This is a genomic window from Ignavibacteriales bacterium, from assembly GCA_020635255.1.
In the GTDB taxonomy this organism is placed as follows: Bacteria; Bacteroidota; Ignavibacteria; order Tepidaquicellales; family Tepidaquicellaceae; genus JAEYVS01.
In genome coordinates this window covers 967,559-982,097 of sequence record JACKAC010000002.1, presented here as the reverse complement: position 1 = coordinate 982,097, position 14,539 = coordinate 967,559, and the positions used below count along the sequence as shown (strand labels likewise).

At 42.6% G+C, this 14,539-nt stretch carries 11 protein-coding genes and 1 tRNA gene; 4 read left to right on the top strand and 8 right to left on the bottom strand.

Annotation, left to right across the window (positions count from 1 at the left end; genetic code table 11):
* Window positions 1-4 precede the first annotated feature (4 nt).
* From H6614_12325 to H6614_12290, 8 genes are all read right to left on the bottom strand, one after another.
* Window positions 5-1,018, bottom strand: a complete 1,014-nt coding sequence (locus H6614_12325; GenBank protein MCB9244452.1) for an aminotransferase class I/II-fold pyridoxal phosphate-dependent enzyme — start codon at window positions 1,016-1,018, stop codon at window positions 5-7.
* Between the two features lie 29 nt (window positions 1,019-1,047).
* Entirely contained in the window at window positions 1,048-3,540 is a 2,493-nt protein-coding gene (gyrA, locus tag H6614_12320) for a DNA gyrase subunit A (protein ID MCB9244451.1), read from the bottom strand.
* A 35-nt stretch (window positions 3,541-3,575) separates the two neighbouring features.
* Window positions 3,576-3,648: transfer RNA gene (locus tag H6614_12315), tRNA-Ala, on the bottom strand.
* A 165-nt stretch (window positions 3,649-3,813) separates the two neighbouring features.
* Window positions 3,814-4,815, bottom strand: coding sequence for a hypothetical protein (locus tag H6614_12310; protein MCB9244450.1), 1,002 nt, complete (start codon window positions 4,813-4,815; stop codon window positions 3,814-3,816).
* Between the two features lie 24 nt (window positions 4,816-4,839).
* The gene (locus H6614_12305; protein ID MCB9244449.1) at window positions 4,840-5,667 is read right to left on the bottom strand and encodes a hypothetical protein; all 828 of its coding nucleotides are present in this window, start codon (window positions 5,665-5,667) and stop codon (window positions 4,840-4,842) included.
* 100 nt (window positions 5,668-5,767) lie between these two features.
* Window positions 5,768-6,154 (bottom strand): hypothetical protein, encoded by a 387-nt coding sequence (locus H6614_12300; protein MCB9244448.1) that lies wholly within the window; start codon window positions 6,152-6,154, stop codon window positions 5,768-5,770.
* Window positions 6,155-6,207: 53 nt separating this feature from the next.
* On the bottom strand, window positions 6,208-6,597 hold the full coding sequence (locus H6614_12295) for a hypothetical protein (protein MCB9244447.1): 390 nt from the start codon (window positions 6,595-6,597) through the stop codon (window positions 6,208-6,210).
* Window positions 6,587-7,267, bottom strand: a complete 681-nt coding sequence (locus H6614_12290; protein ID MCB9244446.1) for a metallophosphoesterase — start codon at window positions 7,265-7,267, stop codon at window positions 6,587-6,589. Before H6614_12290 ends, H6614_12295 begins: the two co-directional genes overlap by 11 nt.
* Window positions 7,268-7,362: 95 nt before the next feature.
* Here H6614_12290 and H6614_12285 point away from each other — a divergent pair, with 95 nt between their 5' ends.
* From H6614_12285 to H6614_12270, 4 genes are all read left to right on the top strand, one after another.
* Window positions 7,363-10,053, top strand: a complete 2,691-nt coding sequence (locus H6614_12285) for a UvrD-helicase domain-containing protein (protein ID MCB9244445.1) — start codon at window positions 7,363-7,365, stop codon at window positions 10,051-10,053.
* Entirely contained in the window at window positions 10,050-12,869 is a 2,820-nt protein-coding gene (locus H6614_12280; protein ID MCB9244444.1) for a PD-(D/E)XK nuclease family protein, read from the top strand. The genes H6614_12285 and H6614_12280 overlap by 4 nt, the downstream gene beginning before the upstream one ends.
* A 189-nt stretch (window positions 12,870-13,058) precedes the next feature.
* Window positions 13,059-13,466 (top strand): thiol-disulfide oxidoreductase DCC family protein, encoded by a 408-nt coding sequence (locus H6614_12275; GenBank protein ID MCB9244443.1) that lies wholly within the window; start codon window positions 13,059-13,061, stop codon window positions 13,464-13,466.
* A 124-nt stretch (window positions 13,467-13,590) separates the two neighbouring features.
* Window positions 13,591-14,502, top strand: a complete 912-nt coding sequence (locus H6614_12270) for a restriction endonuclease (protein ID MCB9244442.1) — start codon at window positions 13,591-13,593, stop codon at window positions 14,500-14,502.
* Window positions 14,503-14,539 lie beyond the last annotated feature (37 nt).

The window sequence follows — 14,539 nt, the reverse complement described above, 5'->3', positions numbered from 1 at the left end:
ATATCTATAAACTCTTAAAAGCATCTAAAGCTTTTTCAAGATCAGCATCATCTATACCAAGATGGAAGACTATGCGGAGAAAGTCATAGTTTCCAAATGAAATAAGAACTCCCTTTTCAGAAAGTTTTTTTACAAGGTCGTCCTTATTAATTCTACTGCTTGCAAAAATTATAATGTTTGTGTGGACGTTTGACGGGTCAATCTCGAATCCGTCTATCCTAGATAATTCTTCTGCGAACTTTTTAGCTCGCGCGTTGTCTTCTTTCAACCGTTCAATATTATTGTCCAGGGCGTAGAGTCCCGCCGCGGCAAGCACTCCCGCCTGGCGCATTCCTCCCCCGAGTATCTTTCTCCATTTGTGAGCTTTTGTGATAGACTCATCATCCCCGCATAGTATAGATCCTACGGGAGCACCAAGTCCTTTTGAAAAGCAAAATGATATCGTATCGAAATGCGACGCATATTCCTTAATGGGAATCCCTGTCTCGACCGAAGCATTGAATATACGCGCTCCATCGAGATGGCGTTTTAATCCTCTTTCTTTAGCGTATGAGGTTAATTCCTCGATTGCGTCAATTGGAATAATTGCACCGCCGGCTCTGTTATGAGTATTTTCCAGGCACATCAGGGATGACTTAGGATAATAATAATCGGGAGGGCGTATCGCCTGTTCTAGATCCTTCCTACTGAAATAACCGCTCGTACCGGGAAGCTGTCTAACGAGCACATCCGAGATGATTGCCGGAGCGGCAGTTTCGTAATTAAAGATGTGACATTCGGCTTCGCAGATTATTTCGTCGCCGGAATTTGTATGCGCTTTTACGGCAAGCTGGTTTGCCATGCACCCTGTAGGAACGAATAATGCACGGTCCTTTCCGGTAAGTTCGGCACACCTTTGTTGTAACTTATTAACGGTTGGGTCTTCCGCAAATACATCATCACCAAGATCTGCATTCACCATTGCTTCAAGCATTTGCTTTGAAGGTTTTGTTACGGTGTCACTGCGGAGATCTATCATTTAAATTTCCTGTTATTATTACTCTTCAATTATTGTTCTTCTGCACCGTTCTTTACAACTTTTGCAACGGCTGAAATGGAATCACCTTTGTTTAATTTGATCAATTTAACACCCTGGGCATTTCTACCCATCACACGGATATCTTTTACCTTTTGCCTAATCAATATACCCTTTGTCGTGATGATCATGAGGTCATCAGAGTCAGTGACTTCCTTAATAGAAATAAGTTCACCAACTTTGGGGCTGGTCTTAACGGTAATGACACCTTTGCCGCCCCTGCTTGTGATCCTGTAATCGGCAAGGTCGCTTCGTTTACCGTAGCCTTCCGATGTAACAACGAGAATGGAGGCGCTTGCCCTGGAAACAGCTACGAGCTCAACAACAAAGTCACCTTTGGCAAGAGATATACCCTTAACACCGGTTGCGGTTCTGCCCATATCACGAACATTGGACTCGTTAAACCGTATCGCCTGCCCTTTGGCTGTACCAATGAGTATCTCCTGTGATCCATTAGTAAGACGCACGTTCACGAGTTCATCACCTTTATTGAGGTTTATTGCCTGAATGCCGTTACGGCGGATATTGGAATAAGCGTCCAGTTTTGTCTTCTTTATTACACCATTGCTCGTTACCATGGTAACAAACAATTCCTCATTGAAGTCTTTCACCACCACATAGGAATTTATCTTCTCATCCTTTTCCTTTGCAATAAGATTGAGAATAGATTTACCGCGGGAAGTCCTGCTTCCCTCTGGAATATCATAAACCTTTAGCCAGTAACATTTACCTTTATCGGTAAAGAACATAATATACTGGTGCGTCGAACCAATGAACATGTATTCGATGAAATCCTCGTCATCACTTCCTGTAGAAGCGGCTGTAATACCTTTGCCTCCCCTGCCCTGTGACTTATAGGATGATGCGGGAATCCGCTTTATGAAGCCCTTATTGGAAATGGTAATAACCACGTCCTCTTCCTTTACGAGCTGTTTCATCATATCCTCGTCGGACATCTTTTCGACGTTATGAATTATCTTTGTTCTTCTCTCGTCACCATAGATTTTCTTGATCTCGAGTAATTCATCTTTAAGGATGGTTTTCCTCTTCGATTCGCTCTTTAGAATAGCTTTGAGCATCTCAATAGTTTTGAGAAGCTGTTTATATTCGTCCTCTATCTTTTTCCTTTCAAGCCCCGTCAATCTCTGCAAACGCATATCCAGTATAGCTTGCGCCTGTATTTCGGAAAGCTTGAATTTCTTCATTAAACCTTCCCTCGCAGTTGGAGTATCCTTGGATTTTTTGATAAGAGCTATAACAGCATCGATATTATCCAGGGCAATGATATAACCTTCAAGAATATGCGCGCGTTTCTCAGCCTGGTCGAGTTCGAACTTTGTTCTGCGAACGATGACATCGAGCCTGTGGGTAATAAAATGCTGAATCATTTCATGCAGCTGCATCACCTTTGGGACACCCTCATGCAAAGCCAGCATTATTATACCAAATGTGATCTGCATCTGGGTATATTTGAACAGCTTATTTAGGACAACATGCGGGTTACCATCACGTTTGAGCCCAATAACGATACGCATACCGTCCCTGTCGCTCTCATCGTTTATAGATGCGATATCTTCGAACTTCTTATCCCTGACAAGTTGGGCTATATTCTCAATGAGAGAAGCCTTATTTACCTGGTATGGAATCTCCGTAACAACTATGCTCATCCTGCCGTTCTTCTGCTCTTCAATACCGGCTACTGCACGGAGCAATACTCTTCCCCGCCCTGTCGTATATGCATCCACTACAGGGTCATAGCCGTAGATTATTCCGCCTGTAGGAAAATCCGGAGCCGTGATATGCTTCATTAGTTCCTTCACAGCGGATTTAAACTTTTTCTTATCTTTTTCAACTTCCTTGGTGATAGGATTATCAATCAGGTGGATTGTGCCATCAATTACTTCCGATAGATTGTGCGGTGGAATATTAGTCGCCATACCAACCGCGATACCGTTGGAACCGTTCACAAGAAGATTCGGAAATGCAGAAGGAAGCACGACCGGCTCCTGTAGCGTGTCATCGAAATTAGGAATAAAGTTAACGGTGTCTTTTTCAAGATCACGGAGCATGAGCTCGGATATACGGGCAAGACGTGCCTCAGTATACCTCATTGCAGCAGGTGAATCACCGTCTACTGAACCGAAGTTTCCCTGCCCATCGACAAGCGGATATCTCAGAGAAAAGTCCTGCACTAATCTCACCATGGTATCATAAACAGCCTTATCGCCGTGCGGGTGATACTTACCAAGCACCTCACCAACAATACGCGCTGATTTTTTGTACGGGCGGTTGGGGGCAAGCCCAAGCTCACTCATACCAAAAAGCACGCGCCTGTGAACGGGTTTTAATCCGTCTTTTACATCGGGAAGCGCACGAGAAACAATTACAGACATGGAATAGTCAATATACGAGGACTTCATTTCCTCTTCTATATTGACGGGAATAATCTTTTCGTTATTGGACATTTATTGGGTTATGTTTACTTATTTTTAATATTCTGTGGAGCTAAGGGGAGTCGAACCCCTGACCTTTTCATTGCGAACGAAACGCTCTACCAGCTGAGCTATAGCCCCATCATTTGGACCTAGAAACCCCATAAATATTTAGGATATGGAACATCTAAATCCTTTAAATATAAGTAATTTAGGTGTGTTTTTCAATGAATAAAAAAGCCTGACCCACCGAATTTTTCGGTGTAAAATCAGGCTTTACGCTAACAAAAAATGAGGTGTGAAAATCTAGAAAGAATACCCTGCGCCTATATAAAATCTATACTTATTTTGTGGCTGATCGCCGTTTAAAGACTGGCTTACAGGTCCCTGATAAGTAAAACTAATGTCAAATTGATTGTAATATATGTCTATCCCGCCAGTTGCAAATAATACCGAACCACCGGAATCATCCACATTAACGCCATCCTGGGTATCCAAACCGGCTGACTCCAAATATACCCCGGAATGCGGGAGGAACGTCCATTCAGTTCCGGTGTGAGTCCTTTTCCCGGCATTTATTATGTAAAACAAAGTGGATGTTACATTGAATCTATTAGAGAAACGGTACTCGTTGCTGTTAGTCGTATTGATAGTATAGATAACATCGGTGCTTAATCCGAGATTGCTCTTGTATCTTGCCAGATAAGTACCGCTCAGCAGAAAGTCAAAGCTTCCCGTACCGGGCTGGAAGTGAGGTTCGACTTCACCGTAAACGATGGACTTATTGTAAGCTCCGGTTGGAGCTTTTACTCCGCCTCCAACAAATACCCTGTTACGAAAATCCGTCTCCGCTTCGACGCGTGTATTGTAAAGCTGGTATTGTCCGATCACACTAACATCTCCGAAATCCTTTATACGCTTCCCGTCAATATTATTTAACGAATAAGGAATGTTTATCAGGAATCTTACAGACGGGTTCATATAATAGCGTCCGGTTACTTCCACACGGTTATAATACTCGGTGGAGGGATCTGTACCCGTATCACCATGATCGACATTCGGGTCGGATTCGACAGGGATTCCTTCGGAATAGTATTTGAAGCTGGAATACCGCAGACTGATCTGACTGCTGTTGTAACTTGGGTCTATGCCCAGATAGCATGCGCAGAGGTCGCATTCAGGTTTAAAAAGTTTATACTGCTTTTCAAGCTCTTTCGAAAGATATCTGCTGAACTCCCCATACTTATCGTCCGCGTGTACATTTCCGGCTATGACCAAAGCTAAAAGTATTATAATAAGACTTTTCATTTTTTCTGTTCTTTTAAATTTACATCAATACAGATTTATCTGGAAGAAATCTCCCGAATTTGTTACTCCGCTGTGAGAGAAATCCATTTTCACATTCCAAGTTCCGGATGAGGGCAGATTTATCGTTCCTGCATACCGTCCGTTTCCGGTTGTTATTGGATCGGAATTGCCTGTAGACAAAACTCCCGAACCTATCTCCTGCACCTTGATATTGGTAAAGGTGAACCATGGGAATGCCTGGTATTCGACACCAACTTTTTGACTTACAAGAATCTCAAAATTATTGGACCCCTGTACCGGGCTTTGCGGATCGATCAACGCAAATACATAGGAAGTAGTAGTGTCCGGTGAGTAAACGAACATTTTCTCCGGAGTATCTTTTATGTGGAAACCTTCGAATTCAGCTTCGCCTTCGGGTTCACCCGGGGCTTCATGGTTATGGACGTGTATATGGAAATGCCAGTGACGCAGATCGTCAGTAGTTTGCGCTTCGGTAAATACAACTGCACCCGAGAAGACACCATTAACCGCATTTTGATCGGGGTTTTCAACAGGCGCGCCTGAACCATGATCTACTGGTTCGAACTCGATGTGAGCATCTTCTATTAGATCATTAGTTAACGAATCATAAAGCACTAAATATATTCTGTTATACCCTGTAAAGAGAGAGTCACCCGAATACAACATAACTTTAGCTCTTCCACCTATGGCATACTGCTCACCAAGATAAACATAGGATGACGTATTCGGTCCCTGAGGGGCAGTTGGATTTGTATCATCACTGCATCCTGTAAATAAAGTGATTGCTGTAAACAACAATAAAACAAACGTAATATTGAATAGTTTTTCCATTTGGTTTAATTCTTTTTAAATTTTACAATAATAAAGCACGATCAGACGCAAAGACACATTGCGCCTCCCCACATGACCTTATTATACTTTAATAAAAGAATTAAGCCTTTGGCGGGTGGTCTATTGAGCCAAAGTATCCCGACGAATAGAGCGATTCGCTAATCCGCGTGTAATTTAGCAGATCATTGTAAGATATATTAGCAAGATTAATAAAGTTAACTACGTATTCGGAAAGTTTTATGTTCTCTTTTGTTGCGGGTTTTCTGACCGGGTCGGGAGCCGTTTGCGAATTCTGTTCATCTTCATTCATCTTTTTATTCAGATAACAGCATGCATTACAACCTTCCACTTTCTTTTCGCATACTTCCTCCGTAAGTGCTTTGCGGTTAAGCTGGAAAAGCCCGTAAAATACCAGCAGATAATTGGTCTGGAGAAAAAGCATAACCACCATTACAATGGCGATGGAATTTAATGCTGTTCTTTTCATACGGGATTAAGCTATACAAAAAACAGGAATTGAGAAATGACAATTTTCATCTACTACTCGGGGCTAAGAAATGTTAGATTCGTAAGCACCATGGCTTTATTTCCACCATGGTCAATGAACATTATCATCTCCGGTATAAAAGCAACACGCAGGTAATCGGTATCATATAGATTCCAGTAGAGAGCGGTCTGCCCGTCAACCTCCTTATCCTCAATAGACAGCACCATATAGGTACGTGTGATGTATTCTCCATGACTAACCCTGATCTGCATTTTCTCACGGTCGAACTCAACAAATACAAGCTCATCTCCCTGCGATTCGAATTTGCCGAGTGAATCGTTGTAGATATTCCATTCTTCCGCAACGATCTTAACGACCTGGGCGCGGGAATCAGGAACAAAAACAGCAAAAAATAATATTAAAAAAATAAATCTATACATCATGATCCGAATATTCCCCAACGTTTTTTTCAGTAATAAATTCAGCGACTTCACCAGTATCGCTGTCAACGAGCACAGCTGTTAGATTCCCATATCCTCTCTCTGCATAGACACATCCCGTATCGATATTAGCATACCATCCTTTTTGATAATCAACTTCCGGCATAGGGGTATGTCCGAATATCTGCAGTTTCGGGAGCTTCATCACCTCTTTCCTGTGCCATATCACGTCCTCTGTACCTTCCGCAATCCCTGCATGAGTAATTACAACACCGTCGAACTCTCTTTTAAACGGAAAACTGAGTATGTAGTCGAGATGACCGCTCGACTCAACCTCCCTGCGGTATGCCTTGACATCCTGTTCGTATGAGTCCGTGTATGAGCGTATTGTTTCGTCACCGCCGTTAAGGATATGATTTTCGAGACGCTGTTTAGGACTAATATAAGGGCGGTCCTCCTCCACGCCGATTACTTTGAGCAAAATGTCCTCGTGGTTACCACGGACGCATTTAATACCATTATCCATACAAAACTCCACTACAGCTTTCGGATCCGGTCCCCTATCTATTATATCACCCACAGAATATATCTCGTCCGTTTTTTCCTTCAATTTAGGATATATGCTCCTAAGAGTGCCTATACACCCGTGAAGATCTCCTATTACCGCTATCAAGCTCATATTACATTTTAATAAAGAAAAAAATAGAATAAATTCCTTATTTATTCAGTTACCAAACAAATACCACTACATAAATACAAAGGATATAGTTGTCCGATAAGGCATTTAAAATACTAACAGCATCGGCGGGATCAGGCAAGACATTTAACCTGATAATGGAATTCCTCTACCTTGTAATAGAAAACCCGGAAGATTATAAGCACATCCTTGCTATCACGTTCACCAATAAGGCGACGGAAGAGATGAAGACAAGGATCATCTCAACATTGATGGAGATCGCGCGTGGTAATAAGAAAAGTGTCTACTACACGAAGCTACAGGAGAGATACCCCAATCATGATCTTGAAACACAGGCTAATAAAGTTCTCGAAAATATACTCCACCATTACTCTAATTTTCACATACAGACTATAGACAGCTTTTTCCAGAAGGTTGTGAGAGCATTTGCTAGAGAACTGGAATTACAGATAGGATATGAGCTTGAATTGGATCAGGACCTTGTAATCGCATCGGCTACCGATAGCATGCTCAACAGGATAAATACAGATGCAAATTTGGCTGAGTACCTCGAGGAATTCGTATTCAACCTTATTGACAGGGATAAAGGCTGGAACATCGAGCAGGATATTTATAGGAACGGTAAAGAGCTATTCTACGAGCGGTACCACAAGCTCCAGGAAGGCATCGACAAAAAGGATAAAGATGACAAGCAAAGGGTAAGGGATTTTATCGTAACATTAGGAAATATTACTGACACTTTCGAACAGACGATGATGAACTATTCTCTCAGAGCGCAAGAATTAATGAACGAGTATACTCTTGGAGTGAAAGATTTCGCTTATGGAACGAGCGGGGTCGCAGCTTACCTTGTTTATAAGATCGGTAAAAAGAAAGATTACAAACCCACTACAAGGGTTTTTGAAGCGCAGGAGCACGACGATAACTGGGCTTCCAAAACCTCGCGCAACAAAAAGACTATTCTAGACTGCCTGAATGCAGGACTGAGAGACGTTCTCAATAATGTGCTGACATACTATGATGAGAACTTCATGGAATATAACACTGCCATCGAGATCCAAAAAAATATTTACGTCGCGGGCATTCTTGCTGACATCGAAGAAAGTCTGAAAGAATACAGGAAAGAAAAGAATGTTTTCCTTATCTCGGATACTAACCGCTTGCTGAAATCGATGATAACAAAAGACGAAGCGCCTTTCATTTACGAAAAGATCGGTAGCCATTTCAAACATTATCTTATAGACGAATTCCAGGACACATCTGAGTTTCAGTGGAGGAACCTCTCCCCTCTAATCAAGGATGCCCTTGGAAGCGGCAATACCGCCCTCGTTGTAGGCGACTCAAAACAGGCTATCTACCGATGGAGAGGCGGAGAGCGGGAGCTTTTGAGCGGGATAGAAAATGAGTTCACTGAGTTCGGGGAAATGATAGAACGCCTGCCCCTGGAACAGAATTACAGGAGCGGTGAAAATATAATAGATTTCAATAATATCTTTTTTGTTAATTCGTTACAGCATATTGAACCGGAGATAGATGACAGACACATAGAAATGGTGGCGACTACCTTCCGGGAAGTAAAACAGGAGAAGCAAAAAGAAGGCGGGTATGTAAATGTGAAATTAATTTCCGAACCGGACACAGAGAAAAGATATGAGAAAGCAATGAAGTACACCCTTATGCGCGTAGAGCAGGCGCTTGATGACGGGTATTCGAAGAAAGATATAATGATACTGACGAGAACCAACCGGGAAGCAAAACAAATTACCGAATACCTTTTGGAACGCGATATCCGTGTTATTTCCCCCGACTCGTCGAATCTTAATTCCAGCTACACGGTAAAATTCCTTGTGAACATAATAAAATATTTAAACAACTGGAAGGACGGTATAGCCCGCGCACAGATATTGTATTATTACCTGACAAAGATTAAGCACGAGAAAATTGATCCGCACATTATATTCAGCGACAGGGGTGAGCTTTTCAAAGAGAGGATGCCGGAAGAATTTGCCAAAAGGACGTTCAGCCTGAATAAATTTTCGCTGGTAGAGCTCGTAGAGGAAATCGTGAGAATATTTGGATTGAACATGAAAAACGATGCGTACTTGCTCCGCTTTCAGGACATAATTCTCGATTATTCCACAAAGGTTAATAACGACCTGGCGGGATTCATTGAATGGTGGGAAGAAAATAAAGATAAGAAGTCCATCACCATTTCCGGCGAGGAAGACGCGGTTAATATTTACACCGTCCATAAGGCAAAAGGTCTCGAGAAACCTGTTGTGATAATTCCGTTCGCTAACTGGATCTTTTACGAAGGATTCAAAAACACCATCTGGGTGTCACCGGAGAGAGAACCCTTTAACGAAGCCGCGCCGTACCTGGTCAGAGCCACAAACTCGCTGGAGAATACATTCCTCAACGATGACATGCAGTTGGAAAAAGCGCAGTCATACATTGATAATCTGAATCTCGTTTATGTGGCATTCACAAGAGCGGCTGAGAGGCTGTTCATTATAGCGCCGGACAACCCTCAAAAGGGATTTTCGGCAAAGAATTTAATTTCACAAACGATAACAGCGTCTCCAGATCTCGAAAAATATTATGACGCTGAGAAAGAGATGTTCGAATACGGTGAAATGAAAAATCCGGTTAAGAGAAAGGATGAAGGAAAAAAATTCTATCCAATAGACACATTCCCGGCAACAGACTGGCACGACAGGCTGATCCTCAGCTCCGCGAAAAGTAAAAAAGAGAAGAAGTGAAGGACGCGTTTTTAAATAAACTGGTAAAGGAAGTTATCACAAAATATCCCGACAGCCTCAAGGATGTGTGCATCGTTGTGCCTAACCGGAGGATGATACTATTTCTCGAAAAGTACCTCACGGCAAACGACATCAAGACGGAGACCTTCCCCAAGCTTATTCCCATTAACGATTTCATCACGGAATTATCGGGCTATGAAGTTGCCGAGCCTCTGACGCTTGTATTTGAGCTTTACGAGACTTACAAGCACTTCCAGCCGGACGAAACATTCGACCAATTCTACCCGTGGGGTGAAATAATATTATCGGATTACGATCTCATAGATAAAAACCTCGTTAATGCGCGAGCATTATATACCGGTATAAAAAATATTAAAGAGCTTGAGCAGGAGTTTACCTTACATCTTACCGAAATTGAATCTTTCAAGAAGTTCTGGGAAAGTTTTTCGGATGAGGATATATCAGAAACCAAGAAAAAGTTCACACGCATATGGGAGTTACTGGGAAAGACCTATGATAATTTCACAGAGTCGCTGAGGGAAGGCAAGGTCGCGTACGAGGGCTTGATATACCGGAACACAGCCGAGAACATAGAGGAGATCTCCGATTCTATAGACGTAAAGATAATCTTTGCCGGGTTCAACATCCTTTCTAAAGCGGAAATGCTTATCATGAAGACGCTCCTCAAAAAAGGAAAGGCAGAGATATACTGGGACACGGATAAATATTACGCGGACGATAAAAAACAGGAAGCAGGCAGATTTATCCGAAAGAATTTCACCGACCTTGAAATAAAGAAGCCGGAAATCAAGGAGGACCTGCTTCTAACGGATGAAAAGAAGATAGACATATATGCCGTACCTCTTCGCGCCGGGCAGGCAAAGGCATTAGGCAAGCTGTTAAACGAATCTTTCCAGAGTGTAGACCCGGAGCAGACTGCTATCGTACTGCCGGACGAATCGTTGCTTCTCCCCCTCCTGAGCGCTCTCCCGGATATGTTCACCGAGATAAATATCACGATGGGTTACTCTCTCCGTAATACGTCACTTTATACTTTGATGGAGCTTTTGAAGGACATGCACACGATAACCGCCTCGACGGGAAAGGATACGCTGTTCGGTTACCGCTACGTAAAGGACATACTGGAGCATCCGTATATAAAGTCCATCGATTTCGATGAAACGATCGAGCTGACGAAGAAGCTCGACGATACTAAGCGCGTCTATTTCAACCGTGAACTCATAATGGAACAGGTTGAGGGCGAACTCGAAGCCGTCGATAGAATATTCAAATTAATTGAAAGAACTAAGGACCTGTTTGACTACATTGAAGAAATAATCGAAGTGATCGAAAAGAACGTGCGCGGAAGAAAAGGCAGGGCGAAAGGCTTCGAGATATACCAGATAGAGCAATTCAAAAAGCATATAAAAGACCTGAAGGGACTAATGGCGGGATTCGGAGATGAGATAGAGCCAAAGACCGCGTGGAGCATCCTGCTCAAGACCCTCCGCTCGATAAAGATACCTTTCACAGGCGCTCCGCTGAAGGGACTGCAGATAATGGGAGTCCTCGAAACGCGCGGGCTCGATTTCGAGAATGTGTATATGCTCTCGATGAACGAGGGTACTTACCCGAGAACCGATCTCGGCAAGACGTTCATCCCGGTAGGTATAAGAAAAGCATTCGGACTGCCGACGTTCGAGGATGATGACTCCGGGTATGCGTATAATTTTTACAGGCTCATGCAGAGGGCGCGGAACTTCACTATATTTTACAACTCCGAAGTTGATGAGCTCAACCAGGGCGAGCGTAGCAGGTATATTCCCCAGTTAGAATTCGAGCTGTGCAGACAGAATAAAAAGATTGATCTCAATAATTATATCGTGAGCGCTAAAGCCGACGCGCCGAAGCTGGAGAAGATCACGATCGAGAAATCCGATGACATAATGGAACGGCTTAAGGAGCTGGAATTTTCCGCCTCACGTCTGAACACATATATAAATTGCAGTCTCCAGTTCTATTTCCGGTGCATTGCCGGACTGCGCGAGCCGGAGGACAGGGACGGTATAATCGATCCCCGGCAATTCGGGAACATCGTCCACAATACGCTGAAGCGGATATACGAGGACTATATCGAACGCGACATAACACCGGACGACTTCCCCTCGCTGCATAGCATAATCGATGAGAAACTGGAGGAGGTTTTCGAGATAGAATTCAAAGGCGAGGACTACCTCAGCGGAAAGAACAGGCTCACAAGAAACATTATGAAGAAGCTCCTCGGCATGATACTCGAGACCGACGAAAGGACAGCGCCATTCAGCATACGCGAACTGGAGAAAGGCATCGACAGCGAAGTAACATTCCCCGATGGCGATACACAGGTAAAATTACAGGGACGGCTCGACCGTGTGGATGTATGCGGAGGCAAGGTGAGAATAATAGACTACAAGACGGGCCGTGTAGAGTGGAGGCACGCGCAGAAGGAAGTGAGCGACCAGTTCTACACCGAGATGTTCATGGAACCCAGGTACAGCAGTCTCTTCCAGGCATACCTGTACGCGTACATGTATCTCAAAAAGAACGCCGGGGAAAAGGTGCAGGTCGGCATTTACCCTATAAAGAAACTCAGCGAGGGCGTGACTCTTCTCAACAACGGCAAGGAGTTGACACTGGATCAGATGAAGGGCTTCGAGGAACGTCTCGAAAAGCTATTCGCGGAAATATTCGACAGGGACACGCCATTCAGGCAGACCACTGAGGAAGAGCGGTGCAAATACTGCGATTACAAAACCATCTGCAACCGAAATCTCTAGCAATATTGTCATTCTGTCCATCGGACTCCCCCATTTGTCATTCTGAGCGAAGCGAAGAATCTCTCCATCGGATTCCTAAGGAGAACAAACAATAATCCCTCCCCATTTGTCATTCTGAGCAAAGCGAAGAATCTCGGTGTCCTTCCTTTTGAATTTCATCTCGAACTTATCTTTATTAGTTTAATATAAATGAGTGAGATGGATAACCATAAAATAGTTCTATTCGACGGTGTGTGTAACTTCTGCAACTCATCCGTGAACTTCATCATAGATCACGACAAGTACAATAAATTCAAATTCGCCGCTTTGCAATCCGAAGCCGGGCAGGAACTCCTGAAGAAGTTCGATCTCCCTACCGAAGATTTCGATACATTCATACTCGTAGATCGGGATAAATACTACAAAAGATCGTCCGCCGCGCTCCATATGGTAAAGGATTTTCCCGGACTATGGAAGATCCTCTATGCCTTCATAATAGTCCCGCCCTTCATAAGAGACTTTTTCTACAACATAATCGCAAATAACCGCTATAAATGGTTCGGCAAGCGCAACGAATGCCGTATGCCCACCCCGGAGCTGAGAGAGAAGTTTTTGTAGGGAATAAATTAGTAAACCTAGGGAAATAACAAATTAAAATATGTAATTTCACTTCTTACACTATAAGTATTTGAACTTTAAATTCATTATTGATAATTTCCAAAATTATTAACAAAGAATAAGTATGCCTATTCCAGATTATGAGTCCTTAATGCTTCCTTTACTGAAAAGCATTTCAGACAAAAAGGAACATTCATTTAGAGATATAGTTGAGCATCTTGCAAATGAATTTAATGTATCCGATGAAGAGCGTAAGGAATTACTTCCAAGTGGAAGACAAGCAATTTTTGACAATAGGGCAGGTTGGGCAAAAACCTACTTAAAAAAGGCAAGACTCTTAGATACCCCTAAAAGAGCTGTTATAAAGATCACAGAAAGAGGTTTAAATGTCTTAGATGAGAAACCTTCCCGAATTACAAATAAATTCTTGATGCAGTATCCTGAATTCGTCGAATTTAAAACACCGAAAAAAGATACTGAAGATACGACAATAAATACAAGTGGAGAAGAACAAACACCCGAAGAAATATTGGAGAGTTCTTATCAAGAAATCAGAAAAGAACTAGCACAAGAATTGATAGCAAAAGTAATTATTCTTCCACCAGCCTTTTTCGAAAGATTAGTTGTAGAGTTATTAGTAAAGATGGGATACGGAGGTTCAATTAAGGATGCTGGAAAAGCTATAGGAAGATCGGGTGATGAGGGGATAGATGGAACGATTAAAGAGGATAAATTAGGTTTAGACATAATCTATATCCAGGCGAAGAGGTGGCAGCCAGGAAATGTAGTCGGACGTCCTGAATTACACAAATTCGTAGGTGCTTTAGCAGGTCAAGGAGCTAAAAAGGGAATATTTATTACAACTTCATTTTTTACCAAAGAAGCAAAAGAATATACCCCTAAGAATGAAACCAAAATAGTTCTAATTGACGGAGAAAGATTAGCACAACTTATGATCGACTATAATTTGGGTGTAACTATTCAACAAACATATGAATTAAAGAAAATCGATAGCGACTATTTTGGTGACGAATAATTTTTTCTTAGTGTCTCCGTGTCTTGGTGGTTAAAAG

What these genes read in the sequence shown, in the direction of transcription:
- H6614_12295 (MCB9244447.1), bottom strand. Translation starts at nt 6,597, where the DNA reads ATGATGTATAGATTTATTTTTTTAATATTATTTTTTGCTGTTTTTGTT.
- gyrA (MCB9244451.1), bottom strand. Translation starts at nt 3,540, where the DNA reads ATGTCCAATAACGAAAAGATTATTCCCGTCAATATAGAAGAGGAAATG.
- H6614_12275 (MCB9244443.1), top strand. Translation starts at nt 13,059, where the DNA reads ATGAGTGAGATGGATAACCATAAAATAGTTCTATTCGACGGTGTGTGT.
- H6614_12305 (MCB9244449.1), bottom strand. Translation starts at nt 5,667, where the DNA reads ATGGAAAAACTATTCAATATTACGTTTGTTTTATTGTTGTTTACAGCA.
- H6614_12270 (MCB9244442.1), top strand. Translation starts at nt 13,591, where the DNA reads ATGCCTATTCCAGATTATGAGTCCTTAATGCTTCCTTTACTGAAAAGC.
- H6614_12325 (MCB9244452.1), bottom strand. Translation starts at nt 1,018, where the DNA reads ATGATAGATCTCCGCAGTGACACCGTAACAAAACCTTCAAAGCAAATG.
- H6614_12310 (MCB9244450.1), bottom strand. Translation starts at nt 4,815, where the DNA reads ATGAAAAGTCTTATTATAATACTTTTAGCTTTGGTCATAGCCGGAAAT.
- H6614_12300 (MCB9244448.1), bottom strand. Translation starts at nt 6,154, where the DNA reads ATGAAAAGAACAGCATTAAATTCCATCGCCATTGTAATGGTGGTTATG.